Origin of the sequence: Leptolyngbya sp. CCNP1308 (genome assembly GCF_034932455.1) — a bacterium.
GTDB lineage: Bacteria > Cyanobacteriota > Cyanobacteriia > Phormidesmidales > Phormidesmidaceae > Nodosilinea.
In genome coordinates this window covers 30,272-56,946 of record NZ_JAYGIH010000009.1, presented here as the reverse complement: position 1 = coordinate 56,946, position 26,675 = coordinate 30,272, and the positions used below count along the sequence as shown (strand labels likewise).

The 26,675-nt window shown below is 58.3% G+C and carries 27 protein-coding genes and 1 pseudogene; 13 read left to right on the top strand and 15 right to left on the bottom strand.

What is annotated here, in order from left to right; genetic code table 11:
• Nucleotides 1–188: 188 nt before the first annotated feature.
• Nucleotides 189–905 (top strand): annotated as a pseudogene (locus VB780_RS06270) (DUF4058 family protein); the annotation flags it as partial.
• Between the two features lie 7 nt (nt 906–912).
• On the opposite strand, the gene VB780_RS06265 reads toward VB780_RS06270, so the two are convergent.
• Together VB780_RS06265 and VB780_RS06260 are read right to left on the bottom strand one after the other, a co-directional pair.
• Nucleotides 913–1,284, bottom strand: a complete 372-nt coding sequence (locus VB780_RS06265; protein WP_323350287.1) for a hypothetical protein — start codon at nt 1,282–1,284, stop codon at nt 913–915.
• A gap of 136 nt (nt 1,285–1,420) precedes the next feature.
• Complete coding sequence (locus VB780_RS06260) at nt 1,421–4,090, bottom strand: DEAD/DEAH box helicase (RefSeq protein ID WP_323350286.1); 2,670 nt, start codon at nt 4,088–4,090, stop codon at nt 1,421–1,423.
• A gap of 440 nt (nt 4,091–4,530) precedes the next feature.
• Here VB780_RS06260 and VB780_RS06255 point away from each other — a divergent pair, with 440 nt between their 5' ends.
• Complete coding sequence (locus VB780_RS06255; protein ID WP_323350285.1) at nt 4,531–4,983, top strand: hypothetical protein; 453 nt, start codon at nt 4,531–4,533, stop codon at nt 4,981–4,983.
• Between the two features lie 135 nt (nt 4,984–5,118).
• On the opposite strand, the gene gloA is transcribed toward VB780_RS06255, so the two are convergent.
• The 3 genes from gloA to VB780_RS06240 form a co-directional block, all read right to left on the bottom strand.
• Entirely contained in the window at nt 5,119–5,550 is a 432-nt protein-coding gene (gene gloA / locus VB780_RS06250) for a lactoylglutathione lyase (RefSeq protein ID WP_323350284.1), read from the bottom strand.
• Between the two features lie 173 nt (nt 5,551–5,723).
• A complete protein-coding gene (pheT, locus tag VB780_RS06245; RefSeq protein ID WP_323350283.1) occupies nt 5,724–7,364 on the bottom strand; it encodes a phenylalanine--tRNA ligase subunit beta in 1,641 nt (546 codons plus the stop codon).
• Nucleotides 7,365–7,619: 255 nt separating this feature from the next.
• On the bottom strand, nt 7,620–8,147 hold the full coding sequence (locus VB780_RS06240) for a Dps family protein (protein WP_323350282.1): 528 nt from the start codon (nt 8,145–8,147) through the stop codon (nt 7,620–7,622).
• A gap of 205 nt (nt 8,148–8,352) precedes the next feature.
• On the opposite strand from VB780_RS06240, the gene VB780_RS06235 reads away from it, so the two are divergent.
• Entirely contained in the window at nt 8,353–8,610 is a 258-nt protein-coding gene (locus tag VB780_RS06235) for a hypothetical protein (RefSeq protein WP_323350281.1), read from the top strand.
• Between the two features lie 307 nt (nt 8,611–8,917).
• Here VB780_RS06235 and VB780_RS06230 read toward each other — a convergent pair whose 3' ends face one another.
• The 3 genes from VB780_RS06230 to VB780_RS06220 are packed head-to-tail and all read right to left on the bottom strand — an operon-like array spanning nt 8,918 to nt 11,314.
• The gene (locus VB780_RS06230; protein WP_416349207.1) at nt 8,918–10,378 is read right to left on the bottom strand and encodes an AAA family ATPase; all 1,461 of its coding nucleotides are present in this window, start codon (nt 10,376–10,378) and stop codon (nt 8,918–8,920) included.
• A complete protein-coding gene (locus tag VB780_RS06225) occupies nt 10,365–10,793 on the bottom strand; it encodes a VOC family protein (protein ID WP_323350279.1) in 429 nt (142 codons plus the stop codon). Before VB780_RS06225 ends, VB780_RS06230 begins: the two co-directional genes overlap by 14 nt.
• Before the next feature lie 8 nt (nt 10,794–10,801).
• Nucleotides 10,802–11,314 carry a TIGR02652 family protein gene (locus tag VB780_RS06220; RefSeq protein ID WP_323350278.1) on the bottom strand — a complete coding sequence of 171 codons (513 nt, stop codon included), beginning with the start codon at nt 11,312–11,314 and terminating at the stop codon, nt 10,802–10,804.
• A gap of 161 nt (nt 11,315–11,475) precedes the next feature.
• On the opposite strand from VB780_RS06220, the gene VB780_RS06215 reads away from it, so the two are divergent.
• From VB780_RS06215 to VB780_RS06180, 8 genes are all read left to right on the top strand, one after another.
• Entirely contained in the window at nt 11,476–12,003 is a 528-nt protein-coding gene (locus VB780_RS06215) for a gamma carbonic anhydrase family protein (RefSeq protein ID WP_323350277.1), read from the top strand.
• A 62-nt stretch (nt 12,004–12,065) separates the two neighbouring features.
• On the top strand, nt 12,066–12,449 hold the full coding sequence (locus tag VB780_RS06210; RefSeq protein WP_323350276.1) for a hypothetical protein: 384 nt from the start codon (nt 12,066–12,068) through the stop codon (nt 12,447–12,449).
• An 8-nt stretch (nt 12,450–12,457) separates the two neighbouring features.
• Nucleotides 12,458–12,793, top strand: coding sequence for a hypothetical protein (locus VB780_RS06205; RefSeq protein WP_323350275.1), 336 nt, complete (start codon nt 12,458–12,460; stop codon nt 12,791–12,793).
• 73 nt (nt 12,794–12,866) lie between these two features.
• Complete coding sequence (locus tag VB780_RS06200; protein ID WP_323350274.1) at nt 12,867–13,607, top strand: tetratricopeptide repeat protein; 741 nt, start codon at nt 12,867–12,869, stop codon at nt 13,605–13,607.
• 7 nt (nt 13,608–13,614) lie between these two features.
• On the top strand, nt 13,615–14,277 hold the full coding sequence (locus VB780_RS06195) for a type I restriction endonuclease subunit R (protein ID WP_323350273.1): 663 nt from the start codon (nt 13,615–13,617) through the stop codon (nt 14,275–14,277).
• Nucleotides 14,278–14,356: 79 nt separating this feature from the next.
• A complete protein-coding gene (locus VB780_RS06190) occupies nt 14,357–14,941 on the top strand; it encodes a TetR/AcrR family transcriptional regulator (RefSeq protein ID WP_323350272.1) in 585 nt (194 codons plus the stop codon).
• Entirely contained in the window at nt 14,938–15,138 is a 201-nt protein-coding gene (locus VB780_RS06185) for a hypothetical protein (protein ID WP_323350271.1), read from the top strand. The genes VB780_RS06190 and VB780_RS06185 overlap by 4 nt, the downstream gene beginning before the upstream one ends.
• Nucleotides 15,139–15,143: 5 nt before the next feature.
• Complete coding sequence (locus tag VB780_RS06180) at nt 15,144–15,785, top strand: GNAT family N-acetyltransferase (protein WP_323350270.1); 642 nt, start codon at nt 15,144–15,146, stop codon at nt 15,783–15,785.
• A gap of 135 nt (nt 15,786–15,920) precedes the next feature.
• On the opposite strand, the gene VB780_RS06175 is transcribed toward VB780_RS06180, so the two are convergent.
• The 5 genes from VB780_RS06175 to VB780_RS06155 all read right to left on the bottom strand — a co-directional run bounded on the left by VB780_RS06175 (nt 15,921) and on the right by VB780_RS06155 (nt 22,469).
• Nucleotides 15,921–16,448, bottom strand: coding sequence for a DUF937 domain-containing protein (locus VB780_RS06175; RefSeq protein ID WP_323350269.1), 528 nt, complete (start codon nt 16,446–16,448; stop codon nt 15,921–15,923).
• 71 nt (nt 16,449–16,519) lie between these two features.
• Nucleotides 16,520–19,048 carry a DUF4912 domain-containing protein gene (locus VB780_RS06170; protein WP_323350268.1) on the bottom strand — a complete coding sequence of 843 codons (2,529 nt, stop codon included), beginning with the start codon at nt 19,046–19,048 and terminating at the stop codon, nt 16,520–16,522.
• A 347-nt stretch (nt 19,049–19,395) separates the two neighbouring features.
• Nucleotides 19,396–20,244: a neutral zinc metallopeptidase gene (locus VB780_RS06165; protein WP_323350267.1), complete on the bottom strand. Its 849-nt coding sequence runs from the start codon at nt 20,242–20,244 to the stop codon at nt 19,396–19,398.
• 342 nt (nt 20,245–20,586) lie between these two features.
• Nucleotides 20,587–21,162, bottom strand: coding sequence for a ribosome maturation factor RimM (gene rimM / locus VB780_RS06160; protein ID WP_323350266.1), 576 nt, complete (start codon nt 21,160–21,162; stop codon nt 20,587–20,589).
• Nucleotides 21,162–22,469, bottom strand: coding sequence for a valine--pyruvate transaminase (locus VB780_RS06155; protein ID WP_323350265.1), 1,308 nt, complete (start codon nt 22,467–22,469; stop codon nt 21,162–21,164). Before VB780_RS06155 ends, rimM begins: the two co-directional genes overlap by 1 nt.
• A 222-nt stretch (nt 22,470–22,691) precedes the next feature.
• Here VB780_RS06155 and VB780_RS06150 point away from each other — a divergent pair, with 222 nt between their 5' ends.
• Nucleotides 22,692–23,417, top strand: coding sequence for a ZIP family metal transporter (locus tag VB780_RS06150; RefSeq protein ID WP_323350264.1), 726 nt, complete (start codon nt 22,692–22,694; stop codon nt 23,415–23,417).
• Between the two features lie 114 nt (nt 23,418–23,531).
• Here the strand turns inward: VB780_RS06150 and VB780_RS06145 are convergent, their stop codons facing one another.
• Together VB780_RS06145 and VB780_RS06140 are read right to left on the bottom strand one after the other, a co-directional pair.
• The gene (locus tag VB780_RS06145) at nt 23,532–24,290 is read right to left on the bottom strand and encodes a phycobilisome rod-core linker polypeptide (protein WP_323350263.1); all 759 of its coding nucleotides are present in this window, start codon (nt 24,288–24,290) and stop codon (nt 23,532–23,534) included.
• A 463-nt stretch (nt 24,291–24,753) separates the two neighbouring features.
• Nucleotides 24,754–25,341, bottom strand: coding sequence for a phycobiliprotein lyase (locus tag VB780_RS06140; RefSeq protein WP_323350262.1), 588 nt, complete (start codon nt 25,339–25,341; stop codon nt 24,754–24,756).
• Nucleotides 25,342–26,060: 719 nt separating this feature from the next.
• Between VB780_RS06140 and VB780_RS06135 the strand changes: the two genes are divergently transcribed.
• On the top strand, nt 26,061–26,579 hold the full coding sequence (locus tag VB780_RS06135; protein WP_073606857.1) for a phycocyanin subunit beta: 519 nt from the start codon (nt 26,061–26,063) through the stop codon (nt 26,577–26,579).
• Nucleotides 26,580–26,675: the final 96 nt, after the last annotated feature.

The following is a 26,675-nucleotide window of genomic DNA, read 5'->3' as shown; positions in this document are numbered from 1 at the left end:
CTCAGTTATTTGACCCCGCCCACCATTTGACTGTATTCAACCGTCTTAAACTGCATCAATTGGGCTTGGGCTGGGTGGTTAAGCTTAAAGTGGGAGTACACCCACGCTGCCCTTCACCCACCATACTGTCTCCTTTTCCTGGAATGGATCCCTACTTGGAGCATCCCCAGTCGTAGCCCAACTTTCACCATCGGCTGATTACGGCGATCGCCATCGATCTGGCCCCGCAACTGCGCCCCAAGTATCGAGTGGTAGTAGAAGAAGCCATGTACCAAGCCCAGGGACAAGATTCTCTGCTAGTGGGTATTCCAGATGTAGCAGTGCAGGCCGCATCTCTACGCCAAAGTCGAGCCGTACAAACAGTGGTAACGGCCAGCCCAACCCAGCCCCTAGAAGTGGAGTTGCCCATGCCTGAGGTCATTCGGCAGGGATATCGGGAAATTCGCGATGTGGCCACCAGCGAAGTCGTTACTGCTGTCGAGGTTCTTTCGCCCACTGATAAACGCCCTGGCGAAGGGCGAAAAACCTATGAGGCCAAGCGTCAGATTCTTTTGGCTAGCGCTACCAATCTGGTAGAAATTGACCTGCTACGCCAGTAGAACCCTCCCCTAAACCTGCCCACAGCCCTGCGTAGCCATTACCGAGTTTTGGTCAGCGCCAGCGCTACCCGACCCAGGGCCAGTTTATACGCGTTTAATCTGACAGAGGCAATTCCGGCATTTTCACTGCCGCTGACCCCAGACGATAGAGAACCTATTGTCAATCTGCAGACCCTGGTCAACGAGATCTACGATCAGTCGGGCTACGACTTGGTCGTCAACTATGGCGCAGACCCCATTCCTCCCCTAGAAGGTGAAAATGGAGTCTGGCTGAATGACTGGCTACGCCATCAGAGTTTACGGTAGCCGGGTTTTAGCGCTGCTGGCGGTTGGGGCCGCCTGCCCAATGGGGCCGACCGGGGCCATCGCGAACAACGATTACGTCGCCGTTGGCGCGGGTAATGCGGTAAGCGTCAAACTCGCCCTGGTCGTATTCGCCCACAACAGTGAGCTGCTCGCCTGGGATGACGGTAACTTCTTGGTACCAGCGGGGGCCAGCACCCACTATAATTTCGCCAGTATCATCGCTAAGGGTAAAGCTATTGCCAACTACGCTGCCAACGGTGCCCGTAAGGGTGATGCCCTCTTGCTGACGCAGCGACTCAATGGGCAAAGTCTGGGCCAATGCAGGAAACATGGCACCCAGCCCCAGAGTCAACAGGGCTGCTGTAGATATGAATTTCATAAACCTGGAAGATTGCTTGCAAAAATGTCTGCGCATTCTCATGCTTGTGCAGAGGCACTAAGCAGAGGCACTAACCCCTACAGATTGGAGGATTCTCAGCTCCATGCCATCTCTCATAGGGCTGAGAATTCCTACCCTAGCCGATTTCTTCGTTGACGGGGAAGCGGTTCATTAGGTCTTTGGCGTCGCGGGCCGCGGTGCGCAGGCCGTCGCTGATGTAGGGCACGTGGGGAATTTGCGATAGCACGTCCAGCGTGCGGCGCAGAATGCGAACAATGTCGCCCTCGTCGAGGCTGGTGTTGCTGCACAGAGTCACCCAATCGACTTGCAGCGCCCACTGCTCGACTAGGCCCACCAGGTCGTATTCCAGCCAGATGGGGGCGGCGATGTGGCGGCGGTGCTGCTGCTGGTAGAGCTGACGACGCAGGCTGTGCAGCCCGCCCAGTGCTTCTTCCACGGTGCCGGAGAGTTTGTAGCGGCACCAGCTGTCGGGGCGCGAGTTTTCGGTGACGAGGGCGGCGCAGGCGGCGGCCAGCTGGGCGGCATCGAGGTGGTTAAACTCGCCCGACTCTAGAGCTAAGGCCAACCACAGTTCGTTGTCGCCGCGAATGGCGGCGGCCATTTCGCCCAGCTCGGTGGGTTTGTTGTCTTCAAGGCCGCCGAAGTGCTTGAGCACATCCATAATGTGGAGAAACTCTTGCCAGTAGCGGCCGGTGTACTGGGAGAGTTTTTGCTGGCGATCGCGCCATTCATCTTCCAAATCGCGCAGCCGCCTCTGGCGCTTGAGCAATCCTTTGGCGTTCTCCCACTGGCTGGCAGGGTGGCTGGCCAGGGCCTGCTCGACCTCGCCCATGCGATCGAGCTGGTCTTGCACCTCGGGGGCCAGCATCTCAAGGGTGGGCGGGGTGGCCATGGCATTCACCAGGGCGGCGGTGTGGTCATCGCCCCGGCAGCGCTTACCGGGACTGGGCATCAGCTCCGAAGGGGGAGCCAGAGTATCGACCGACTGCAAGCGAGGAATATCGGCGTGGAGGCCGACCACATCGGCGGCGGTGACCACGCACCACTGGTTGGTTTTAGTCAGGCACACCAGGTAGGGAAACTGGCCCGACCCCTGCACCTTAGTGACCAGTACGGCGGGCACCGGCTCACTGACGGGAATATGCTTGCCCTTGAGGGAGAGCAGGGTGCCTGCGATCGCAAAGGGCACCATCTTGCCCACGTCGTCGGCCAGCACCTGGGCGGCCTGCTGCTGGAGGGTTTTAAGCAGACGGCGTTCTTCCTTCAGGCGTTCTTTGAGTTTGGCGTACTCGGCCAGTAGCCCCTCGTCGAAGGCAGCGAGCTGGGCCTGCTGATGGGCGATCGCCCCCTCCAGGCGATCGATTTCCTGCTGCTGGGGCACTAGGTGCAGGGTGGCCAGATATTGGCCAAAGCTGCGCTCGATCAGGTCTTTCGCTTCATCTAGCGTGTGGGTTTGCAGCAGGTTGAGCACCATGCCGTAGCCGGGGGTGAACTGGCTGACCAGCGGGTCTGCCCCCGAGGTAGCCAGATGCACCGCCTCCCGGAAGCCTTCAAAGGGGCTTTCGACTGTGACCACATGGCCCTGCTCATCCATGCCGCGCCGCCCGGCTCTCCCCGCCATTTGGAGGAACTCGGAGGAGGTGAGCAGGCGGTGGCCGCTGTCGGTGCGCTTCGAGAGGCTGGCGATCACAGTGGTGCGGGCGGGCATGTTGATGCCGGCAGCCAGGGTTTCGGTGGCAAATACCACCTTGATTAGCCCAGCCTGAAAGAGTTCCTCCACTAGCCCTTTCCACAGGGGCAAAATGCCCGCGTGGTGGGCGGCAATGCCCCGGTACAGCGGCCCCACCTGGCCCGCCCGGCCCGCGTCGGGGTTGTGGGCCAGAAAGGTGTCAATGCGGAGCTTGAGTTCTTGCGCTTCTTCGTCCGTTACCAGCGACAGGTGGCTGACCTCATCCACCGATTTGTCGCAGCCCCGGCGGCTAAAAATAAAGTAGATGGCGGGCAGCATATCGCGCTCTTGGAGCTGGCCCATGACAAAGGGTAAGCTCACCCGACCCCCGCCGCGCCGACCGGGCTGGCGCTGGGGAGCCCGCTGCTTTTTGAGTTGGGGGTTGACCGCTTTTTGAGACGCATCGAGCAACGGCACCAATCGCTTGCCGGTGCAGTAGTGAAACTGCAGCGGCACCGGGCGAAAGTCGGAATAGATCAGCTCGGTGGGGCCGTGGACTTTTTGTAGCCAGTCGGTGAGCTGGCCGCTGTTTTCGACTGTGGCGGAGAGGGCCAAGAGCTGAATTTCGGGCGGACAGTAGATGATCGATTCTTCCCAGACGGTGCCGCGCTGGCGATCGTTCATGTAGTGGCATTCGTCGAGCACCACGGCTTCTACCTGCTGCAGCGTGGTGCCGGTCTCGCCAATGCGGGTGCCGTAGAGCATGTTGCGGAAGATTTCGGTGGTCATCACCACGATGGGGGCGTCGCGGTTGATGGAGAGGTCGCCGGTCAGCAAACCCACATTTTCGTAGCCAAACTGGTCGCGAAAATCGCGCAGCTTTTGGTTTGAGAGCGCCTTCAGCGGGGTGGTATAAAACACCCGCTTGCCGTGGGCCATGGCCCGGTAGATGGCGTATTCACCGATTAACGTTTTGCCGGAACCGGTGGGGGCACAGACCACCACTGATTTATCGGCATCGAGAGCCGCCGCCGCCTGATACTGAAAATCGTCGAGGGGAAAGGGAAATAATTTGGCGAGGTCTAGCACGCGGTTGGCATTGAGGTACGTCACCATTCTAGTGTGCCAACAGATTGACGAAACGGATGACAATGCTGTCTTAAACTTAGCGACCTTCTAGGCAGAAAATACGGCATCTTTTGCGGGCTATTCTCAATACATTAAAGCCAGGGTTAGTGATTTTTTAGGTATGGTCAGGCTGGCGATGAAAGTACTTTTACATTTGCTGGGCCAGGTGCTGGGAGGGTAGGTCTCTATGGGCTGGAGCCAATTCCGCTGGCGGCGATCGCCCTACCTCATCTATTTGGGTCGCTCTAGGGCAATTGCCCGACTTAGCTCCTCCCAGTCGGCGAAACCTCACGGAACCTTCACCAAAGCCCCCTGCTCTATCCCAAAATTTGGCAGGATTTTGTCCTAAAGCAGCTGAAAATCAAACTAGTCAGGCGAGTTCGTTTGACTTAACCCGTTACCGGGCCCATTGTTGAGGAGGAGTGATGATGAAACTAAATGTAGCGCTGTTGTCTGCCGTGGTGGTGAGTGCGGCGGCGTCTCAAGCCCAGGCCCAGCAAGTTCCCGATTACTACGTAGGTGCAGGTGTGCGGGCCGGGTTCAACGACAGCACTTCGTTCGTGATTGACTCTAAGGCCAAAATTACCGAGTTGGGCCGTCGCACCACCCTCTCGGTGCGGCCCTCCCTCGTCTTTGACAACAGCACCGAACTGCGGCTGCCGATTTCTGTAGACTACGCCCTCGACCAGGCGCTTTATCCCTACGCCGGGGCCGGCGTGGCCTACAACGCCGACGGGCGCTCTGCCATTGACCCAATGATTACCGCTGGGCTCGACTGGGGCATTACCCGCAATGTGGTGGTCGATTTCAACGCCAGCATGTTGTTTAAGCCTAGCGATACCGATGCTGAGATCACGGCCACGGTTAACTACGCCTTTTAGGCCAGCCTAACCTCGGCTGGATGGGAGAGGGGGATCTCCATGCAGGCGGCCACGCTCTGGCGGCGGGGCGGATCCCCCAGATTATTTCGGGTCTAGAGGCTCGATTTGACCCCCTTGAAAAGGGGGGAGGTGCGTTTAGCTGACTGCCATTTCTGGCTCGGTGGCTTTGCGGTGCCCCTCGGAGCTACCCAGCTGAATCAGCTCGACTTTGTAGCCGTCGGGGTCTTGCACAAAGGCGATCACCGTCGAGCCGTGCTTCATCGGGCCGGGCTCGCGCACCACCTGGCCACCCTGGGCTTTGATGCGATCGCACGTCCCGTAAATATCATCTACCCCTAGGGCAATGTGGCCATACGCAGTGCCCAACTCGTAGGATTCTACGCCCCAGTTGTAGGTCAGCTCTAGCACTGTGTGGTCGGCCTCGTCGCCATAGCCTACAAAGGCCAGGGTAAACTCGCCGCCGGGGTAGTCTTTTTTGCGCAGCAGCGTCATGCCCAGCAGGTCGCAGTAAAACTTAAGGGAGCGATCCAAGTCGCCGACCCGCAGCATGGTGTGTAGTAGTCGCATGGTGAGTTCGCTTCCGTAGTTGACTTCTATTATTATGGCGACGCCGCTGCTAGGCGTGGCAGCGACCCCTGGCGGGTGACTGGTGACCCAGCTCTGGCGCTCGGGTTAGTGCTGTATTTCAATGAACTACTCTAACGCAGTGATAGCGCCAGTCAACTCTAAGACTTCTGCGGCTAACGCCGTAGGGCAACATTTGTCACCAGACTTGCGCTACAGTTCAATTCCCCGGCGCAGACCGGCTCAGGAAAGGAAAAATGCTCCAGTATCTGGGGATGAATCTCGCCAAATTCTCCTGCGGGTTGCCCGTCAATCAGTACCGTGGCAGCTCGTCCGGCAAGGTAGTAGGGGGCGTCGCAGCGGGCCAAGTCATAGCTAAGTTCCAGGGCTTTGAGCATGGTCTGCATGTAGGCTTTGGCGGTGGTAAACGAGGCGCGGGCGTCTAGACTGGCAAAGCTCCAGCACTGGCTTTCGTGGGGGGTGTTTGTCGCCGCGAACCGCAGCACTTCTCCGGTTTCATAGATATTGATGGGCTTGGGCGCGCTGATATTGCGGGCCAGAATATCTAGCAGGCCCGCTACCAGGGTGGTGCGGGTGGCGCTAAAGGTGCGGCTTTTAGCGTTGCCGGTCTGCACGTAGGTCGCCCCAAACAGATCGAGCATTTCAGGATCGGTGAGCACAAAGCTTTTCACCTCCATCAGCCCCATGCGCTGGGCCAGGTCGCCTACCTTAAACATCGCCTGGCGCAGGGGGGCGGCTTCCCCCAGGTGAAATTTAACGGTGAGGGGCTCGGCCTGCAAGCTGCCAATTCCCAGGGCCACCAGCAGGTCGCCCGCCAGGTCAACCTGGCTAAAAATATCGGTGCGGTAGGTGGGCACATGCACCACATCGGTGCCGCTCACGTCTAAATCCATGCGCGTCAGCACTTTCCCCAGGCTGGCTTTGGCGATCGCGGTGCCCATGATTTCGTTCAGATACTTGGCCGAAAATTGCACCGGGCGACGCGCCAGGCTGGGGGTGGCAGTGGTGCCCTGGGGCGTGACAATGGCTACGGTTTGCACCTCGGCCCCGGTGTCTAAAAAGTTGTGGGCCAGAATATTGGCCGTCTCCACCACCGTCTGAGCCAAAATGCCGGTGACATCAATTAATAGATTGCGAGTGTTGGCGGTCACTTCCCCCGCCCCAGCAGCATTGATAATCGGCGGGAGGGAGAGCACGGTGCCGTTGGCATCGCGCAAAACGGGCACTTGGCCATTCTCCGGTAGGGTGTGGCTGTAGGTCTTACCGGCAGGGTGCTCCTGCAAAATTTGCCTGGCAGTCATGGGCTCGGTGCTGTGCAACGGCACAAAGGCCAATTCATCCAGCGGTTCGGCTCCATAGGTCAAATTGCCGCCGATGCTGTCGAGGTCGTAGACGCCGATCGCAATTTTTTTGCGTTGACGACCAAAGGTTTGGGTGACTTTTTCTTGAAACTGCACCAGCACCTCTAGCCCGCCGTTCTGCAGGTCGGCCCCGCGCACTATTAAAGCGGCAATGTGGGGCCGCAGGGGCAACACCTCGGGCGACACCGCAATCTGACGACCCGAAGGTGCTAGCTGGTCGGGCACTACTCGGGCGAGGCCGTTGTAGATGTTGATGGCGCGGGTAAACCCCTCGGCGGCCAGCAGGTCGGGCCGCTCGGCGGTGACTTCAACCTCCAGGGTTTGGTCGCCCAGGGTGGCGTCTAGGCCGTAGTCAAAAGCTTGCTGGGCGAGCCGCTGGGGATCGGTGGGGGTGAGCCGTTGGAGGTAGGCGAGGGGGAAGGTGACGGTGGGCATGGGAGGGAGGGGCGTGATGGAGTGGGGGGTGGGGAAGATAGGTGAAGAGGTGGTTTATTGATCCTCCCATAGGTTGAGGGGCTTGGGGTGAGGGGCACAAAAAGCACCCCGCCCATAGGCTTCTTGAGAAGGCTACAGGCGGGGTGGTTTGCCAGATTGGGTTAGGCCTATCGGGGCATTGTTAGAGCAGTTCTAGGCAACTCATGGCTGAATCGACGCTGGCTGTCTAATGGCTGCGATAGGAGCCGCTTTATTCTATTTTTTGCCGGCTAGCTCTTTGTCGCGCTTGCCGCTGGGGGCAAACGATTCGCCGTCGAGGAAGGAGCGCAGCATCCAGGCCATTTCTTCGTGCTCTTCCATGAGGCCAGTCAGAAAATCTGAGGTGCCCTCGTCATGGAACTCTTCGGAAGTTTGGTCAACAAACTCGCGCAGATTGCGAATGATTTGCTCGTGGTCGGTGACAAGCCGCTTGACCATTTCTTCTGCACTGGGAAGATCGCCCGGATGCTCTTTGATGGAGGCATTCTTGAGAAATCCTTCAGCAGTGCCTAGGGGATAGCCGTTGAGCATGCGAACCCGCTCGGCGACGGCGTCGATGCTGATGGTGAGGGCTTCGTAGTGCTCTTTCCACAGTTCGTGAAGAGTGCGGAACTGGGGGCCAACGACATCCCAGTGATACTTCTTGGTTTTGATGAGTAGCAGATAGGCGTCGGACAAGACCTTGTTGAGGATTTCGGTAACGCCCTGGCGCTCTTGTTCAGAAAGGCCGATGTTGATGCTCATAGATGTAGTGTCTCTTTGGATTCGGTTCTCTATTTATCTAACCGCAGTAGTCCCATAGTCCCCTCTGCCCAATGCGGGAAATAGCGCAGCAAAAGTCCCTATCCTTAGGATGTTTTTTGGGCGTAAGTCTGCCGCAGGTTAGATGTGGGAGGCTGCTGACGCCCCTATTTTTGAAGAGCACCTGGACGTTTAGAGTCAATTTTTTATGGCTAGCTCATCTCCGCTGACGGGCGTAATTTTGGTGGATTGCGCAAAAGCGAATGCTACTGAGGGGCTTGCGATCGCCTCTGAACGCTGCGGCTACGGCGACGACACCGCCCAGTTTCAAGCGGCGCTGAGAGCAGCCTGTAGCGAAATGAATGTGACGCCCAGAGATCTGGCCGACCTAGTAGACGACGAACTGTCGCCGTGGAAACCGGAACCCGGCATTGAGGTTGCCCCAGACACCCTCAATGAGCTGTAAAAAGCATGGTCGCCTCGGCAATTCAGTGGCCGCATTAGCTGTTGCAGGCGTAGCATTAGCGATCTCGGGCCTGGCATCAACGATCGCGAGACTGCAACAGCGATCGCAGGCTTGACGCTAACGATCGCCGGAGCCGCATTAGCGATCGATGGAACTGCCATAGCGATCGCCGCCCCGCAATCCTGATTCCACTTGCGATAGTGCCAATCTACCGCCGCCGTCTAGCTATGCCGCCAGTGCTCCAGCCTTAGGTTGCCCGGCATGGCCAATGCGGTTTGCTCAATAGCGGCCTGGACAATTCCAGAATTCAAGAGTTCTTTGCTTTGGCTCGCTTAGTCCGTGCTGTCTTAGCCCTGGGCAACGTCATCTCTGGATGGTGCAGCGCTATTGCCTGCTGGAGGCAAGCCAGCGTTAGCAGGGGCGGCTCAGTTTGTTGGGCTAGAGCCACAGCCGTTTGGGCCAGGGTGCCAATTTCGCCGCCGGTCAGGGCGAGCTTTTGGGCGACGTGGGGCCAGGTCAGGGATCGCTCTTTCTTGACCCCCGGTGGAATGGCTCGCTTCCACAGCAGCTCGCGGGCGGCAGCATCGGGGCTGGGAAACTCGACGGTGCCCTTCATGGTCTGCCGCCAGGAGGGCTTGATGCTTTGCAGGTAGGGGCTGCTGAGCAGGGTCAGCCCCGGCTGGCGGCGGCGCTGGATCACCCATGACTGCACCAGGGCCGACTCAATAGTGGGGGTGCGGCCAAACCAGTGGGGCGCATTTTTGAGCAGCAGCACGCAGGGGGGCAGGTTGACCAAATCTTCGAGCTCGGGGATGTTGCCCTCGTCATCGGGGGCGATCGCCGCCAGGTCAACCATCACCAGCAGCAGCTCTAGCTCGGCGGCCAGCACTTTAGCGGCTAGGGTTTTGCCGGTGCCGCTGGGGCCAGCTAGCAGCACCATGGTGCCGTCAGTGGCGCGGGCGGCGGCGGCCACGGTTTTGAGCTGGGCCAGCTGGGGGTCGGGCAGCACCAGACTATTCCAGCTTTCGGCCGGGATTTCAGAGGATTCCCCGGCTGCGGCGGTGGGGGCAATGGCCCAGGCGTCGAGGGTGGCGGGGTCGGGTTCCTCCGAGAGCAGGTAGGTGGTGAGGTCTTCGGTGAGGCGCAGGTGGCGGCTGAGCAGGGTGGTGTCGTCAGCATTCAGCCATTCCACCAGGCCCAGGCTCGACAGGCGGCTGTTGGGGGCAATCAGGGGGCGCGATCGCCGCCACTCCCGGTCATTTCGGCACAGCAGCCGCAGGCACAGGTCAACCGTGGGCAAATCCCAGTCGGCCTCGTCGTGTTGGTAGTGCAGGTAGCTGTAGAGCCGCCCGAACCGCTGGTTGACCTCGGGGGCCAGGGCCAGCAGCAGCACGTTCTTTTCAAACATCGTCAGCTGGAGACGATCGCGCAGCTGGGGCAGGGCCAGCACCACCCCCTGCCGCTGGCTGGCCAAGATGCGGGCCTCAAGCTGCTGGGCGTAGCTGCCGCTGGGGCGCTGGGTCTTGGGCGGGCGGGCGTTGTCGTAGTTGGGCTGACCGCTGAGGCTGATAATGCCCTTCCACCAGTGGCGGGTGACTCGGTCTTCGCCGGAGATGGCAAAGTCGTCTAGCTCTTGCAGCTCGCGCTTTTGCCGCGACACGGCCACCATCAGCAGGCGATCGAGCCAGGCTAGCTCGGTTTTTAAATAGGCCCAGTTGTCGGTAAATGGAACCATTCTCTCGAAATCTGGCCCCTCAGGGTTGGACATAGCCCAGCACTCGAATAAATTCCAAAGGCAGCCCGTCGGCATCGGCAAGAAAGGCGACCTCATAGACGCGATCGCCGATGATTTGCTGATGGGGCTCTAGCAACACCGTCAGCCTCCCCGCCGCTGCCGCAAACCGCTCGCGCACCTCCCCTAGCCACGCGGGCAGGCTGACGGTCGCCTCGGTCAGATCAAAGGATAGATGATAGTAGCCGGTATAGTGCTCATCGCTAAAGGCATCGGCGGCGGGGCGCGGCTCGGGCACCTGGATCAGCTCAATGCGGCCCCCCAGCCCCTCCATCCAGCAGGCCAGGGTGATGCCAGTGGTAAAGCGCTCGTGGACGGTAAACCCCAGGGCTTCGTAGAACGCGATCGCGCGGTGAATATCCTGGGTGCGAATTGATGCGTGGTGGAGCATCGGGCGGGCTATTCAAATAAACGAAAGTAAGGGTAGCGCACCGGCACGCCGGGCTCTTTTTCAAGGCTAAAGTTGATCACCGCCCAGCGGGGGTCAACGTCGGCGGAGGGGCTAAACTCCACCGGCAGGCCGTAGAGCTTGGGCGCTGCGGAGGTTTCGACCTGGCCACGCCAGGGATTGTTGCGCTCTAGGTAGGCATTGACCAGCTCTTGGTAGCGCTCGGCGATAATTACCCGCGTGGCCCGGTAGCCCTGGGTATAGAGGCGATCGAGCGCCTCGTGAATCTCAAAGCGAATACCGTCGGGGTGGGTGTGCTGGCGATACCATTCGCCCTCCCACTGCCGCCAGTGGCGACCCGACTGCAGGTGTACCAATTCCTTTGAGTCGGGGTCAGCCTCAAAGGCACCGTGGCGCGTGCACAGATACGTGTCGGTTAGGGTCAAGGCCGGAATCGTTTGGCGGCAGTGAGGGCACTGGATTTCTGGGCCATAGATGGGGTACTGCAAGGCGGAGTTGACCATTGGGCTGAAACCAGACGTGTCCTCTTGAGGGCGACAAACAATAGGGCAATAGACTATAGCCGTATTATACCTGTGGGAACTCGGCTGTCTCCGTAACGGAGGCATCCCATTGCCTGAAACCGCCGATTTTTTTGAGAACTTCCCTGGAGACTCCCCTGGCTATGGCCTTTTCCCCTAGTTCTCTCTGGCCTCGACCCGACCTGTCCCAGGCTGCCTTTGTGGCCCCCAACGCCACGGTGATGGGGCAAATTACGCTCCACGAAGGCTGCAACATTTGGTACGGTGCCGTGCTGCGCGGCGATGTCGAACGCATTGAAGTCGGTGCCTACAGCAACGTGCAGGATGGCGCAATTCTCCACGGCGACCCCGGCCAACCGACGGTGCTCGAAGACTACGTTACCGTGGGTCACCGGGCCGTCATCCACAGCGCCCACATCGAGCGGGGCTGTCTGATCGGCATTGGGGCGATCGTGCTGGATGGGGTGCGGGTGGGCACCGGCAGCATTATCGGGGCCGGTGCGGTGGTGACGAAGGATGTGCCGAAGCGATCGCTCGTCATGGGCGTCCCCGGTAAAGTGGTGCGTAATATCTCCGACCAGCAGGCACTAGAACTGCTAGAACACGCCCAGAAATATCACCAACTCGCCCTGGCCCACGCCGGGCGCAGCAACGACCTGGGGTTTGTCTAAAACATTTGTTGTTATGCTTAAGGCTGAGAGTAGCGACCTAGTTCTGGTAGGCGGTATGCATAATGGATATTCTCATTGAGTCAACTAAAGGATTTGAAAAAGATCTTGACAGATTAAGCGATGATGAAAGGACTATAGCTGTCGAAACAATCAACGCATACGCTGCTCTTTTCTCTACTCAAAAAGCCTACGCCTATCGTAAACTTCACCGTCTTACTTTAGACGCTGAGTTGAACGGGTACGAATCTTCCCTCTACACCCTGAAAGTTTCGCAAAAATTAAGGGTGATTTTGACAGTTGACGAAGATCCTATTTTTAATCAAATCATTTTTACGCTTTTCCGGGTGGTCAACCTTGTTGACGTCCATATGACTTATCAAGCTGTAGCAGGATCCCTGTATCAGGAGATAGCCCATCATAATCAACAAGCCGTCCAAGCTTCATAAGTGCACCTATGGCACAAATTCTTGCTCTCTGCGATGAATATGGAGTCATCTATCAGGCCATGAAGATTCTACCTGATGACCAGTTGAAATCCAGTTTTCTCAGCGCTTTGGCCGAGCTTGAAGATGGCGAGTGTCACAGAACAAGAAAATTTCCAAAAACCAGGTTGCACAAAATAAAAGGGGTTAAACAGGCAATCTATAGAGCTGATATTGATAAAATATCGGGTTGGCGAATTCATATTCAATACGTCAATGGTCAAATTCACCTCAAGGACATTATTGAGGGTCAGAAACATGATGATGTCCTCGAAGTAATCAAATCAAAAAAGCTGCGTTATGAGTAGGCTATGTTTGCGCCAGTTTCTGTCTTTAGCTCTTCTTTGTCTGCTCTGCTTCGCAGGCTGGAGCTTGCCTGCATTGGCGCAATCTAGTCAACTTGACCTGTCGTCTCAAACAGTGCAGGAGATTGCTAACCTGCGCCAACAAGCGTTTATGGCGTCCCAAAAAGGACAATTCGCTGAGGCCGAAACCTACTGGAGCCAGCTGATCGACTACCTACCCAACGAAGCTGCCCTGTGGAGCAACCGGGGCAACGTGCGGGTGAGCCAAAAAAAGCTGACTGACGCGCTGGATGACTATAACCAGGCAGTGGCTTTGGCCCCGGAGCAGCCCGATCCTTACCTGAATCGGGGGGCGGCTCTGGAGGGACTGGGGCGGTGGGAGGATGCGATCGCCGACTACACCACTCTCCTCACCCTCAACCCCAACGATGCCGCCGCCTACAACAACCGGGGCAACGCCCAAGCTGGCCTCGGCAACTGGGAAACCGCCCTGGGCGACTACCAAAAAGCCGTCGATCTCGACCCCAAATTTGCCTTTGCCCGCGTCAATGCCGCCCTGGCTGAGTACCAACTGGGCAACGCCGATGAGGCCATTCGCCAGTTCCGCAGCCTCACCCGGCGCTACCCCAGCTTTGCCGATGCCCGTGCCGCCCTTACCGCCGCCCTCTGGGGCCAGGGCCAAAGCGGCGAAGCCGAAAGCAACTGGGTGGCCGTCATGGGCCTCGATCGCCGCTACAAAGACCTCGATTGGGTCACTAGCGTGCGCCGCTGGCCCCCGGCGATGGTCGCCGCCCTAGAGCGGTTCTTGCACCTATAGTGAGGATATGGCCAAAGTTATTGCCATTACAGAAGCATTCAAAACCCTGGCAGAAGTCGAAACTCGCCTAGGGCTAAGCCGCAGTGAAGATACGACATTTTTCTCGGAGTGGCGCGCACCGCTACCCAGCCTTAGTGCTGTGGAGAGCGACCGCCTGGAAGTCATGCGGCAGCGGCTGTTGTATCACCGGGCTGACGGAGATTTGCTAGAAGGCTCCGTCATGCTGCTGGTGGCATCTCCGCTCCTAGAGCTAGCGGGCTTCTATGACCCGCCTTTTAAGCTCAAAGCTGAAGCTGCGGTAGAAGTCGTCGTAGACGACGGAGAAGAGGTGCTGCGGGGGCGCATTGACGCGCTGATCTTGCAGCAAAGCGGGCAGCAAACCTTTTGGGTACTCGTGCTAGAGGCTAAGAAAACCACCATTTCTACCCGTTCTGCCCTACCCCAGGCCTTAGCCTACATGATGGCCAACACCCAGCCGGGCCTACCGACCTTTGGCCTGCTCACCAATGGCGACGACGTACTGTTTGTGAAGCTAGCCACTCAACCCATCAATCAATACAGCCTGTCGCGGGTGTTCTCTCTCTACACATTGCCCGAAGAATTGCAGGTAGCTTTACAGATTCTCAAGCGCATTGGTGGTGCAATTACTGCACCCGACCAAGCAGGTTAGTCAACCCACTCGTTAGCCCATACAGCGCAGCAGAAATTTCGTGCTATTTTTAAGATAACGAGCGCTCAGTTAAAAAAGAATGCCCAAGGTTGTCGATCACGATGAGTACCGCAAAGTACTGCTGGAGCAGTGCTTTGACCTGTTTGCCGACCACGGCTATGCCAGCCTGACCACGCGGCAAATCGCCAAGGCTTTGGGGGTTTCCACCGGCACGCTGTACTACTACTTCCCCAGTAAAGAAGACTTGTTTATGCAGCTGATCGAAGAGCTGACCACTCAGGATTTACTGCGGGCGACCGCTCAGATTGAAGGGCTGAGTACTCTAAGGGAGCGCATTTTGGCCCTAGGAGATTTTTTGGCCGCCAACGAAGACTATTTCATCAAGCAGACGTTGCTGATGATGGATTTTTATCAGCAGGCGGGGGTGGGGCAGTCGCGGGTGAATGAGGCTGTGCAGCGGGTGAGTATGCGATCGCGCGACGAAATTATGACCGCCCTCCAGCTCGACAATCCCCTGCTTGCCACCCACGTTCTTTGCCTAATCGACGGGCTGATCTCCGAGCGCATGGTGAACACAGAAATGGTGTCCTACCGCCAGCAGGCCGAGCTTTTGGCCGACTTGCTCACCGCCTACTTTGAAAAAAGCCCTGGAGGAGAGCGATGACTCTGCGTTCGCCCTGGGTGTGGCTGCGCTATGGTCGCCGTCGTCTCTATCCCTGGCTGGTGTTAACAGTTGCCGGGTGGCAACTGCTAGTGCAGTGCGGCGTCGATCGCGATCGTGCCGCCATTCGCTGGATGGCCACTCTGGCCAAAATCGATGGCGTCAAGCTGACGGCGTTTTTCAATGACCTGATCTGGTGAACCCTATGGAAACGTCAGCTCTGACGTCCCTGCAACCGACTCAGTTTGACGCGGCTACTGAGCTGCTGTGTGCTGCCTTTGCCGATGACCCACTGTTTAACTACCTGGTACCCGCCGATGTGGGCGATCGCAGCAAGCTGATGACCTATCTGTTTCGCCTGCTGCTGATCTGCGGGGCCGGGGGTAACCACAGCTATTGCCTCACCGATGACCGGGCAAACACCCTCAAAGGCGTAGTGATTTGGATGCCCCCAGGACAGTCTGTGGGATTGGTCGATATGCTGCGGGCTGGGCTATATGAGTTGCCCTTTCGCCTACCGCTGCCCTATTTGCCCCGCTGGCAGGCTGCCCTGGCCCTCGACCACTATCGCCACCAGTCAATGCCCCAGCCCCACTGGTACCTCATGCTGCTAGCAGTCGGCCCCAGCTACCAGGGCCAGGGCGTGGGCCACCAGCTCATGCAGCCCGGATTACAGGCAAGTGCACGTACTCAGCACCCCTGCTACGTCGAAACCTCCACTGAGGGTGCAGTGCGCTTTTACCAACGCCACGGCTTTGAGATTGTCAAAACCGGCCCCTTTGCTGAGCAAGCCCCGCCGTTTTGGACGCTACAGCGACGGGGAGGGGGTGGATGGGTAGGTGAGTGAGTGGGCGGATGAGTGGGGCAATGAATTTTGTTGCTTACTTCTTCCCTCGCATCCACACACCCACACAAAAGCGCCACCCCAGGGGCAGCGCTCAGGAGAGGTTGTAACCAACGGCGAAGCGATCGCCTCAAAACCCTACTGGGGCGGGTTCAAAAAGCGACCGGCAAACTTCATAACAGTGCCCAGGTCAGTGGTGTTAGGACTGTTGGAATCCAGGAATGCTTTGAGCAGCGGGTTGCCGCTGCTGGCTGCCCCAGGCTTAGCGGCCCCCATGCCCAGCAGCCCAGTCACCACGGGCAATAGCTTAGGCAGCAGGGTTTGAATTGTGCCTGCATTGAGGCCGCTTTTTTGGGTCATGGCGTCAATCAGCTGCTGCTGCATGTCAGGCGGAATAGCGGAGGCCAGCGCCGCTGCGCCGCCGTTTCCGGCCAGTTTGCCGAGCATGCCTTCGAGCTGGCCGGTGCCCATAGTGGCGGCCTGCTGCTTGAGGGTGGGCTGTAGTGCGCCCCCCAAGGCGTTGAGAATAGTCCCCAGTTGATCGGTGTTCAGGCCCTGGCTACCGGCGAGCTGCTGGACGGAGGCCATGACCGAGCTGAGCTGGTCGATGCTGCCCTGCTGGTTGGGGTTGTTGATCGAGCTAAGCACATCAAAAAACAGAGACATGGTGGTTCCTTTCGATTAAATGCGGTCAATAAATATGGTCAAGAGACAAGGGGAAATGTTAGGCACAGAGCCTAGGCAGCAGGCACACGCACGTGGAGCGATCGCACCAGTTGCAGCCACTGGCCATCGTCGGTGAGGTAGCCCAGCTCGGCCACATAGTCGCGATCGGGCGTCCAGATCGCCACGTGGTGGTCTGGGTCGCTTTCCTCCAGAATGTATTCCTGGGTGGCGTGGGGGGGCTGGTAGTCTAGCTCCAGGTTGGTGGCATCGTGAATTCGCAAGGCCATGACTCGCCCCCCCTCTTGCCGCAGAGCCTCTTTGTGGGCTTGGGCGGCTTCCCAGTAGGCGTAGGCGGCATCGGCCCCGCGCGGCACCAAAATAATCTTGCTCTCGACTCCCATGTCGGTGCGGCGGCCAATTCCAACGGCGGTTTCCTGCACTGGGGCTGCTGTGGGGTCGGCGGTCTGGCTCCACAGGCTGGCCCCCAACCCGGCGGCGGCCACCCCGCCAGCCACCCCGGCGAGGGAGGTTTCGGCGATCGAGCTGACTTCAGCCGGTTCAGGCTGTCGGTCATCCACTAAACCTGCGGCCCTACCCAGGGGAGCCCCGAAGGTAGTGCCATTGACGGCAGCGGCGGCGGCTCCGTTGGCAGGGCAGGCGGGTACACGCACCGACTCGGATTTGGCTAGGGCTTGCCACTGGTAGTTGCTGTCGACGTAACCCACCTCTACTAGGTAGTCGCGATCGTCGACGGCAATGGGCAGTGGCAGGTCGCCCTGGGGCAACAGCTCGGCGTTAAATTCTTGCAGACTGTTGAGGCGATTGTTGCTGCCGGGCATTTCGGTGACATCGTACAGTCGAGCCTTAAGGCTGCGAGAGCCCGCCTTGAGGTCATCTATGGTTGAGAGGGGCAGTTCCCAATAGGCGTGGGCATGTCTGCAATCGCGGGGGGTGAGAATCACCCGTGCTGGGGCGGCGGTGTCTGCCGGGCGGGCGATCGCGGCTGCACCAACTCCTAAGGCACCCAAACCCGCAGCGGCGGCGGCAGCGGCCCCAACCCCAGCAGCGCTGGGGGCGACACTGCTGGGGCAGGCGGGCACCCGCACGTGGGCCGATCGCGCTAGGGCGTGCCAGGTATTGTCGGTGCCCACATAGCCCAGTTCGACTAAATAGTCGCGGTCGTCTACCGAGACGGGCAGGTGGCGATCGCCCACGGCCACCGTGTCGCAGTCAAACTGGTAGGTGTTGTGGGGCGCCTGCCGGTCAACATCGGCAATGTCGGTGACATCGTGCAGCTTGAGCGCCAGGGAGCAGTTTTGCTGGCGCAGCGCCTCAACTTCACCCTCGGGCAGTTCCCAGTAGGCGTAGGCATCGCGGCAGTTGCGGGGTGTGAGGATAATGCGGCGATCGGTAGTAGCGGCCGCCGCCAGGGGCGCGGCTACCGGGGCACCGTCTTTGAGTAGCCACCAGAGTAGGCCACCCAAGACGGGCAGCGCTAGCAGCCAGGGCCACCAGGGCAGCCCTCGCGCTGGCACAGGAGCTGTGGTAACTGGTGCCGTTTCGTCGAGAGTGGTTTCTGGGCTAGTTGCTGGGGCGGTCTCAGTCTCGGCTCCGGTTGCCTCGGTGGCGGGGTCGGTTGCTGCCGCTTCGCCAGAGGCGGTTTCTGCATCGGTGGTTTCGCTGCCCGCGATCGCCGCGCTGCGGGCCGCTTCAATCAGCGCCTCGCTGTCGGGGTTGACGGCAAACCCCAGAAAGGCGAGCACGGCTGGGCTGGCGCTCTCGGGACTGTAGACGTAGGACAGGGGCTGCGAGAAGGGGTAGCGCTCGTCATCGGGCAGGGTGTCGTGCATGGGCACAATTTTCACCGCCGGGTTGTTGAGCGCCTGCTCGGCCACAACGTAGCTAATGCTGTTTTCGTCGAGGTTCTCGGCAATGGTTGCAGCGCTGGCCTCTGACAGCACGGTGGCCCCTGGGGCCGACTCAAAAACCCCGCTCTCAAACACCGGATAGTTGCGAAAGGCCTGGCGGGTGTCGCTGTCGGCGGGCTGGTCAACCAGTACGATAGGGGCGTCTTGGCCACCGACCTCAGCCCAGTTGGTGATTTCGCCGCGAAAGATTTGGGCAAACTGCTCGACGGTGAGGCTGCCCGCAAAGGGGTTGCTGGGGCTCACCAGAATGGCGATTTTGTTGCGTGACACCGGCACTTCTCGCAGCCCGGCGCTGGCTTCTTCAACGGTGAGACTGCGGCCAATGGCGGCCAGGTCGGCGTCGCCATCGGTGAGCGCCTGCAGGGCATTGTTGGCGCTGTCGTACTCGACCTCTACCTGGGCATCGCCGTACTGGCTAGAGAAGCGCGATCGCAGCGCTTCGTTTACCAGGCGCATGGTTTCAGAGCTCTCAATCGTCAGCTCGCTGCCGGGTTCGAGGGAGGTGGGAATTTCGACCCCCTCCAGCGGATTAGGAGTCTGAGCCCAGAGCAGGCGATCGCGCTCTAGCCCAACGGTGGCGGCTACGAGCAGGGGGGCTGCGGTCATCCAAAGCAGCGATCGCCCTCGAAAGGTAGTAGCGCTTTGGGAGTTAGCACTGTGGCGGTTAAACATAAGCAGGCACCAGGATATTGCAGAACGTAAATTCAGAGGGTTGCTGAACCCTTAGAGCAGTAATTTGGGTAGCTAAAGACCCTACAGCAAGGCAGCTTGAGCTGATTTAAACCTGAGTTAAGCCGCTTTAAAAAGATTTCAAAAGCCGGAGCGCAACTACTCCTTAACGGTAAAAAAACTGGGGCTGGCCTAGGTCATTTACCAGTCAAAATCCTGGAGATAAATTGACCGATGCCTAACTTAAAACAGCCCGTGAATTTGCACGCTAAACCCAACTGTTTTTAGCATCAAAAGCTTAGATCACAAACATAAGAAATTCATAAAAGCGCCTGGCGCAGGCGATCGCCCTACGGTTGGGCCACATCAAAGGTATTGCACTGGTTGATGTCGCCCGTCTCAATGCCGCGATAAAACCATTCGGCCCGCTGCTGCGACGACCCGTGGGTAAACGAATCAGGGGTGACGTAGCCCCGGGACTCCATCTGTAGGCGATCGTCGCCGATTTGGCTGGCGGCGTTGAGCGCTTCTTCAATGTCGCCTTCCTCTAGAATTTCGCGCGACCGCTGCGCCCGGTTGGCCCACACCCCAGCAAAACAGTCGGCCTGTAGCTCTAGGCGCACCGACAGGTCGTTGGCCTGAGCGGTACTAATTCGCTGCTGGGCTCGCTGTACCTGGCTAGACACCCCCAGCAGGTTTTGCACGTGGTGCCCCACCTCGTGGGCAATCACGTAGGCCTGGGCAAAATCGCCCGGCGCTCCCAGGTTCACCTGCAAGTCGCGGAAAAAGCTGGTGTCGAGATACACCTTTTGGTCTGCCGGGCAGTAAAACGGCCCCATGGCCGATCGCCCCGTACCGCAGGCCGACTGGGTGACCCCAGAGTACAGCACTAGGCTGGGCTCCTGATATTGGGCACCAAACTCAGATTGAAAGATGCTGTTCCACGTGTCTTCGGTTTCGCCCAGTACGGCGGCGACAAAATCTGCTGTGCGATCGCTCTCCTCTGAGGAGGCCTGAGGTGCGCTGTCATAGGGGTTACCCTCTCCCCCACGCTCAAGCACCACCGATGGATCGCCGCCCAACAGGGCTACCACCAGTGCCAGAAGGAGTGACCCCAGCCCCCCTATGGCCGCACTGCCACCGGGCATACCTCGGCGATCGTCAATGTTGATGCTGCGCCGACTCGATTGCCACTTCATCCCTTCACCTCGTTTTGCTAGGCTATGGCGGCTATGACTAAGAATACCGAATTACAACGCTTGTTTCGTTATGAATGCGGTGGGGAATAGTTTGCTGCTAACCCTTGAGAGAAACCCCTCGGCCGAGTTTATAACTTCAGATTTGTGAGGTCTATCTTTGGAGAGAGGTGCGGGCGTCTGCGCTAAAAATAAAATAGCGCTGCGGATAGGGATAGCCCAACCCTGAGATGACCCGTCTCCATAAGCAAACCCCAGCTCTCGAGGGAGAGCTGGGGCGAATTGGTCGTTCCATTTATGGTCGTTAAATGAACAATAGACCTTAAAGATAAGAAAGTCATAAGATTAAGCCTCTAAAAGCCCCGCTGGAGGGTCAATTTCGAGGTATTTTTCGGCTAAATTTACCACTGGCACAATGGCGGTAACAAAGGGCACCAGCACCTTGCGAGGCTTCGGGAGTGTCGGCTTATCTCCCTCAGGAGAATAATAAGTAATTTCTAAGAGGTCGTTGCCAGCGGCAAAGATATCAGTCACGGTGCCGATTTCGTCGCCCGTAGCCCGCACAATTACCCGCAGCCCCACCAGGTCGGCCACATAGAACTCGTCGGGGTCAAGCTGGGGGCGATCGCCCGCTGGCACCAGCAGCACCGCATCCCGCAGGGCTTCGGCAGCATCGCGGCTGTTAACCCCGGCAATCTGCACCACATACAGTCCCTTGCCGTCGATATGCCGCCCCCGCACTAATTCTACGGTCTCTGGCGTGAGGCTGCGGGGGCGCTTGAGCCAGCGGGCGCCCGGTTCTAAAAACCGCTCTGGAAAGTCGCTGCTGGGGTAGACGCGTACTTCGCCCTTCACCCCCTGGGGGGCAACGATGCGGCCAATTTCAACCCAGTCTTCGGGAGTTGCGCTATTAGTAGCCATTAAGCCGTCACCGCCATGGGGCTGCGCTGGGTTTGGTATACCTCGCTCACCAGGGCACCCAGTCGGGTGGCAGCTTCCACTAAATCTTCGCGGCTAGCGGTCAGGCTCAGGCGTAGGCACTGGCGAGTGTGGGGCCAGGGCCCTCCCTGATCTGGGCGCAGGCCAGGGAAGAAGGGATTGCCCGGCACCACAATCACCCCAACTTGTTTAAGCTGCTCGTACAACTTCTGGTCGGTGATGGGCAGCTGATCAAACCACAGCCAGGCAAAGATCGCCCCCTCACCGTTGTGCAGGTACCAGGGCAGGTCGTTGGGCATGGCCTGGTCAAGGGCGGCTTCGAGCACGGCAAACTTGTCTTGGTAGTAGGGCCGAATCACCTGTTCCGCCAGGCGGGCCAGTTCGCCGGAGGCAATGGCGCGGGCCGCGATCGCCTGCCCATACCGCGACGAGTGAATGCAAAAATTCGTCTGAAAACATTCCAGCACATTGATCAGGGCCGGGTCGCCAATCGCCACCCCCAGCCGCTCGCCGGGCAGCCCCGCCTTCGACAGACTCATGCAGTGGAGAATGTTCTCTCCAAACACCGGCTCCATATCCGTAAAGTTGAGCGCCGGGTAGGGCGGGGCGTAGGCCGAATCCACCAGTACCGGCACATTGTGGACGGCAGCCAGGCCAGCAATCTGCTGCACATCCTCGCTGCTCAGCACGTTGCCCGTGGGGTTGCAGGGGCGCGAAAACAGCACAAAACCGGTGTCGGCGGTAATGCTGAGCTGGCTAAAGTCGGGCCGATAGCGAAACCGATGGGTGGCCTCATCCACATCAATTGTGGGTCGATAGGCCCGCACCGCCTCAGGCACCAGGGAAATGCCGCCGTAGCCGGTGTAGTCGGGGCTGAGGGGCAGCACAATATCTTTTATACGTCCGTTGGCCTGGTAGCCGCCCAGGGCGTTGGCCGCTAAGAAATAGAGCGCCTGGCTGCCGGGGGTGATCAGAATGTGGCGATCGCTCAGCTCCAGCCCGTAGCGCTGGTTAAAGTCGGTTTTAATGGCCTCAATCAGCGGCTCATAGCCCTGGCTGGTGCCGTAGCGGCAGACTACATTGCCGTATTCGGGGCTGGCCAACAGCTCCTGGGTGCAGTCGCGCCAGAGCTGCTCAATTTCAGGCAAAATCACCGGATTACCGGCGCTGAGATTGATGAAATGCTTCCCCTGACCCGCGTGCAGCGTCTCAATGATGTCTTTCATGATGGCGCGCACGCCAGTGAGGTGAGACATTTCCTCGCCAAAGCGGGTGAGTTCAGGGGTCATGGTTGAAGAGTGGGTGAGTGGGTGCGTAGCGGGTGGATGAGTGGGTAAACCGTTGCCCTCGGCTGAGTGAGCGTAGATTTAGAAGGGTCAGACTAGTATAGTAGCCTCGCCAGAGTAGTTACCCACAGTCGTCCCCCTGTCGGGCCGCATCCACCCACTCACCCATTCACCCCCTCCATGAATCCCCTAGCCTCTGGATTTCTCGCGAGTCTCTTCGCCGGCATGAGTACCAGTATTGGCGCCCTGCCGGTGCTGCTGCCCTTTGACCCATCGGAGCGCACCCAGGGCGTTTTGCTGGGTATCGGCGGCGGCATGATGCTGGCGGCCACGTCCTTTTCGCTGATTTTGCCCGGCACCGATGCGGCGATCGCCCTGGGCTACTCCGGCCCGATTGCAGCGCTGGTGATGGTGACCGGGGTGCTGCTCGGCGGCGCGTTTTTGTGGGGAGCCCACAATATGTTTCCCCACGAGCATTTTTTTAAGGGGCCAGAGGGGCCAGAGGCCCAAAATATCAAGCGCCTCTGGTTGTTTGTGATCGCGATCGCCCTGCACAATTTCCCCGAAGGCCTGGCGGTGGGCGTGGGCTTTGGCGGTGACGAACAGGCCGGGGCGATCGCGCTGGCCCTGGGCATTGCACTACAGAATATCCCGGAGGGGCTGGTGGTGGCGATCGCCCTGCGCAATATCGGCTATGCCCCCCGCAAGGCCTTTGCGGTTTCGTCGCTGACGGGCTTAATCGAGCCGGTTGGGGGCCTGCTTGGGGCGGCGGTGGTGACCTTTGCCCAGACCGCCCTACCCTGGGCCATGGGCTTTGCCGCTGGAGCCATGCTGTTTGTGATTGTCGATGAAATCATCCCCGACATCGATCAAAAGGCCTTTGGCCAGCGGGGCACCCTCGGCCTCATGGGTGGCTTTGTGATCATGATGTTCTTGGATATTGCCCTGTGATCGGCGGTTTGGGCTGGCTGTGGTAATCACCCGGCCAAAAAAAGCCCCCTGACAGTTGCGGAGGGCTTTAGATACAGGCGCGGACAAACTTATTAGCCCATCAGAGCCGACGGGTTAGAGAGAAATCCAGCCAAACCACGACAGGATAGTTGCGATCGCCACCAAACTCAGGAAGATGGCCAGCCCAGCGGTAATGGCCCCAGCAGCTTTGCGCACCCCGTCAGAAGTCTCCATCCAGTCGCCCTGGGTCAGGCGGCGATCGGCTGAGAAGTCGTAGCCCAGCGACTCTAGCTGAGTCAGATGGTCGTGGGTGTAGCGGGGTACCCGCTCAAAGGGTAGGTCGCCCTGGGCGTGCTGGGGCAAGACCCGTCGCCGCTGGTAGGGCACCGTCGCATCACCAAAACTTGTCATGTACTCGTCGCTGCCCATCAGGGCAGCCACTAGCCCCTCAACGCCCTTAGTGGCCAACACAATTGACCAGGCCAGCGTTTCTTTCTCGTCGTAGACATTGCGCCCCAGCAATCGCTGTACGCACAATTCTACAAAGCGGTAGTTGTTGTTGACCTCGTAGTTCCAGGTGCGAAATGCGTCTGAGGTTGCCAAGCCCCGCACAAAATCTTTGACTGAAATCAAACCGCCGCGCAGCTGAGATTCCAGCAGGGTTTGGCGATTGCTTTTCAGCATTTGCTGCTCATGAAATACCTGCCGATAGGCCGCCGAAATCAGGGCATCCATATCGAGTACATCCACATCTGTGGTGGAGAAGGTTTTATCCAGGCTAAAAATCCCAGAATGCTCATCTCCTGGCACCTCATAGCCCTCGACGCGCTGGTTCTGGCTGCTGGGGGCGTAGGCTAGTAGTGGCAAAGTCACAACTATTTTTCCTCCACTTGTAAAATAAAAAGGGATTTATTTCTCAATTTGAAGACGTAGTAAACAAGCGTCCTCACTATCGTTTTCGTTGCTTAAAAGTCTTTGAACTTGAGTTGGGTAAAGACCAGCAACAGCTAAGGCTTAGCCTACGAGATAGGTGGATTAACTATTCTTGATTCGACAGGGAGAGTAACAAACGGTCACGTTTCTTCAAACAAGCAAGACCCAATTATTTTCTTTTCAATAAAGAATTGAATGCTGCACTGGGGTGATGGCGTGAATGTTTGATCGAAATTTCCGGCCTGAATGGAAGCTGGATACAGCGTCGGATCTGGCAAAGATAGGACTAGGGGAGTAGTCCCTGCCAACCTCAGGTACCTACACAAAACCCCTCTTCATAGGTGAAAAGGGGTTTGCCATTCGAGCTGTAGGTGCTGCTTAACTAGGTGACTGACTCAGTCTCTTACCAACCAAAGGCTGACACAGGCGCTAGCGCTGGTTCACTTTTGCCTTCGGCCTCAGCGGCGGGTGCGGCCAGCCGCGATTCGGCACAGAACGAGGCGGTGCTAAAGCCGCCAAACCGCTTCACCACGCTGGTGCGCAGGCGCAGGTTGGGGTTGGCGAACCAGAAGCGCTCCACCGAGCTCATGGTTTCGTACTCGGTAATCAGCAGCAGCCCTTCGTCACCGTCGATTTCGTAGCGGCCAATCACCGGCACAATTTCGGCGTAGCCCCGCTCGCGCAGCAGCTGGCCGCGGCTGGGGTCTGCCGCATCGGGTACCAGGGCAAATACGGTGCTGCCTTCGTGGTTTTCATCCTCTTTATCCCAGGCCATCGCTCCTTGCCAGGTGACCAGTGCCCCACCGACGGCGAGGGCGGGGTCAACCTCATGCAGGTTACAGATTTCCACCACGCTGGGGTGAGCGGCATCTAAGGCTTCCACCGCGATGGTCGACCCCCCCAGCTCAGCCCGGCGAAAGGGGAGGTGGTGGGTGGTGCGCTGGGAGTTCCACTGGCCCGCACTCATGCGGAAAAAGTCCATTACGTCCATGGGTGAGGTCTCTATTGCTTACGGGTGCTTACTGGCGTTCTCAGAATTACAAATTTAGTGCAGCCGAGCCCAGGTTGGCATAGTTGAATTTTACCGCTGTCTGGGGGGCGTTGCCGCGCCTATGCAGCAGATGGCCTAGGTTAGCTGCCCCAGCCAGAATTGGACTGAGTCTCGGCTAGGGCTGGACAATGGCGCGATCGCCCTCTAGCGCTAGAGGACTTACCCCCAATGATCCAGAGGCTATCCACCGCTCCAATATTGCGAAATGTTACTTTACCTGAGAAGTCTTGGAACCCAACCCAAAGCCCCTAGAGTGCCTGGAATAGCAGAATTCTTTCGCTTTGTCCCCGCTGCAAAGGTCACGTTTCCTTAATAACTTGTAAAAGATAAAGGCACACCAGCGGTGTATAAACATCTTTGGAGGGTTAATTGAATTAGCGAAAGCCAATTCAGGCAACGGTTTCGAGGAATGTTGCGGATCCCTTACAGAGACGCCTCTCCTCCATCTCATCTGCCTTCCCTTTAAGACTGTTGAGCTGACTGTGTAGAAGCTTGAACAACCTTGAAGAAATGTAAACTAGATGAGAAAACTGAACCCGCTGATCTTTAAGATCCTTCCTATAGATTGGTTAGACAGCTCCGGCTGAACTAATGATTAACTTGGTCTCCGTGACCACTTTCAAGCAAACTCAGCGACAAAAATTAGGAGATTTGAGTCGATGTTTGACGCATACACTAAGGTTGTTTCTCAGGCCGATGCACGTGGAGATTTTCTGTCTAGCGATCAGCTAGATGCTCTGTCCCGTGTTACTGGCGACGGTCTCAAGCGGATCGATGCTGTTAACCGCATGACCGGTAGCGCTTCTAAGATCGTATCCGACGCCGCTCGCGCTCTGTTTGCTGAGCAGCCTCAGCTAATCGCTCCTGGCGGCAACGCTTACACCAACCGTCGTATGGCTGCCTGCCTGCGCGACATGGAAATCATCCTGCGCTACGTGACCTACGCCACCTTCACTGGCGATGCTAGCGTTCTCAACGATCGCTGCCTGAACGGCCTGCGCGAAACCTACGTTGCCCTGGGTACCCCCGGTGCTTCTGTAGCCGCTGGTGTTGAGAAAATGAAGGCCGCTGCTATTGGTATCGTCTCTGACACCAACGGCATCACCCAAGGCGATTGCAGCTCCCTCTATTCTGAGATCGGTAGCTACTTCGACCTAGCTGCTGCAGCTGTTGCCTAGGTTCAGCCTAAATTGAACCTCACTTGAGTTAAGCCAGTTTGGCTTGATTCGCCTTGCCTGTTCATTTGCTGTGAAGACAATTTAAGGAGAATCCTA

Excerpts from the sequence above, each read along its gene's own strand:
- VB780_RS06265 (WP_323350287.1), bottom strand. The coding sequence starts at position 1,284 with ATGAAATTCATATCTACAGCAGCCCTGTTGACTCTGGGGCTGGGTGCC.
- VB780_RS06260 (WP_323350286.1), bottom strand. The coding sequence starts at position 4,090 with ATGGTGACGTACCTCAATGCCAACCGCGTGCTAGACCTCGCCAAATTA.
- VB780_RS06255 (WP_323350285.1), top strand. The coding sequence starts at position 4,531 with ATGAAACTAAATGTAGCGCTGTTGTCTGCCGTGGTGGTGAGTGCGGCG.
- gloA (WP_323350284.1), bottom strand. The coding sequence starts at position 5,550 with ATGCGACTACTACACACCATGCTGCGGGTCGGCGACTTGGATCGCTCC.
- pheT (WP_323350283.1), bottom strand. The coding sequence starts at position 7,364 with ATGCCCACCGTCACCTTCCCCCTCGCCTACCTCCAACGGCTCACCCCC.
- VB780_RS06240 (WP_323350282.1), bottom strand. The coding sequence starts at position 8,147 with ATGAGCATCAACATCGGCCTTTCTGAACAAGAGCGCCAGGGCGTTACC.
- VB780_RS06235 (WP_323350281.1), top strand. The coding sequence starts at position 8,353 with ATGGCTAGCTCATCTCCGCTGACGGGCGTAATTTTGGTGGATTGCGCA.
- VB780_RS06230 (WP_416349207.1), bottom strand. The coding sequence starts at position 10,378 with ATGTCCAACCCTGAGGGGCCAGATTTCGAGAGAATGGTTCCATTTACC.
- VB780_RS06225 (WP_323350279.1), bottom strand. The coding sequence starts at position 10,793 with ATGCTCCACCACGCATCAATTCGCACCCAGGATATTCACCGCGCGATC.
- VB780_RS06220 (WP_323350278.1), bottom strand. The coding sequence starts at position 11,314 with ATGGTCAACTCCGCCTTGCAGTACCCCATCTATGGCCCAGAAATCCAG.
- VB780_RS06215 (WP_323350277.1), top strand. The coding sequence starts at position 11,476 with ATGGCCTTTTCCCCTAGTTCTCTCTGGCCTCGACCCGACCTGTCCCAG.
- VB780_RS06210 (WP_323350276.1), top strand. The coding sequence starts at position 12,066 with ATGGATATTCTCATTGAGTCAACTAAAGGATTTGAAAAAGATCTTGAC.
- VB780_RS06205 (WP_323350275.1), top strand. The coding sequence starts at position 12,458 with ATGGCACAAATTCTTGCTCTCTGCGATGAATATGGAGTCATCTATCAG.
- VB780_RS06195 (WP_323350273.1), top strand. The coding sequence starts at position 13,615 with ATGGCCAAAGTTATTGCCATTACAGAAGCATTCAAAACCCTGGCAGAA.
- VB780_RS06190 (WP_323350272.1), top strand. The coding sequence starts at position 14,357 with ATGCCCAAGGTTGTCGATCACGATGAGTACCGCAAAGTACTGCTGGAG.
- VB780_RS06185 (WP_323350271.1), top strand. The coding sequence starts at position 14,938 with ATGACTCTGCGTTCGCCCTGGGTGTGGCTGCGCTATGGTCGCCGTCGT.
- VB780_RS06180 (WP_323350270.1), top strand. The coding sequence starts at position 15,144 with ATGGAAACGTCAGCTCTGACGTCCCTGCAACCGACTCAGTTTGACGCG.
- VB780_RS06175 (WP_323350269.1), bottom strand. The coding sequence starts at position 16,448 with ATGTCTCTGTTTTTTGATGTGCTTAGCTCGATCAACAACCCCAACCAG.
- VB780_RS06170 (WP_323350268.1), bottom strand. The coding sequence starts at position 19,048 with ATGTTTAACCGCCACAGTGCTAACTCCCAAAGCGCTACTACCTTTCGA.
- VB780_RS06165 (WP_323350267.1), bottom strand. The coding sequence starts at position 20,244 with ATGAAGTGGCAATCGAGTCGGCGCAGCATCAACATTGACGATCGCCGA.
- rimM (WP_323350266.1), bottom strand. The coding sequence starts at position 21,162 with ATGGCTACTAATAGCGCAACTCCCGAAGACTGGGTTGAAATTGGCCGC.
- VB780_RS06155 (WP_323350265.1), bottom strand. The coding sequence starts at position 22,469 with ATGACCCCTGAACTCACCCGCTTTGGCGAGGAAATGTCTCACCTCACT.
- VB780_RS06150 (WP_323350264.1), top strand. The coding sequence starts at position 22,692 with ATGAGTACCAGTATTGGCGCCCTGCCGGTGCTGCTGCCCTTTGACCCA.
- VB780_RS06140 (WP_323350262.1), bottom strand. The coding sequence starts at position 25,341 with ATGGACGTAATGGACTTTTTCCGCATGAGTGCGGGCCAGTGGAACTCC.
- VB780_RS06135 (WP_073606857.1), top strand. The coding sequence starts at position 26,061 with ATGTTTGACGCATACACTAAGGTTGTTTCTCAGGCCGATGCACGTGGA.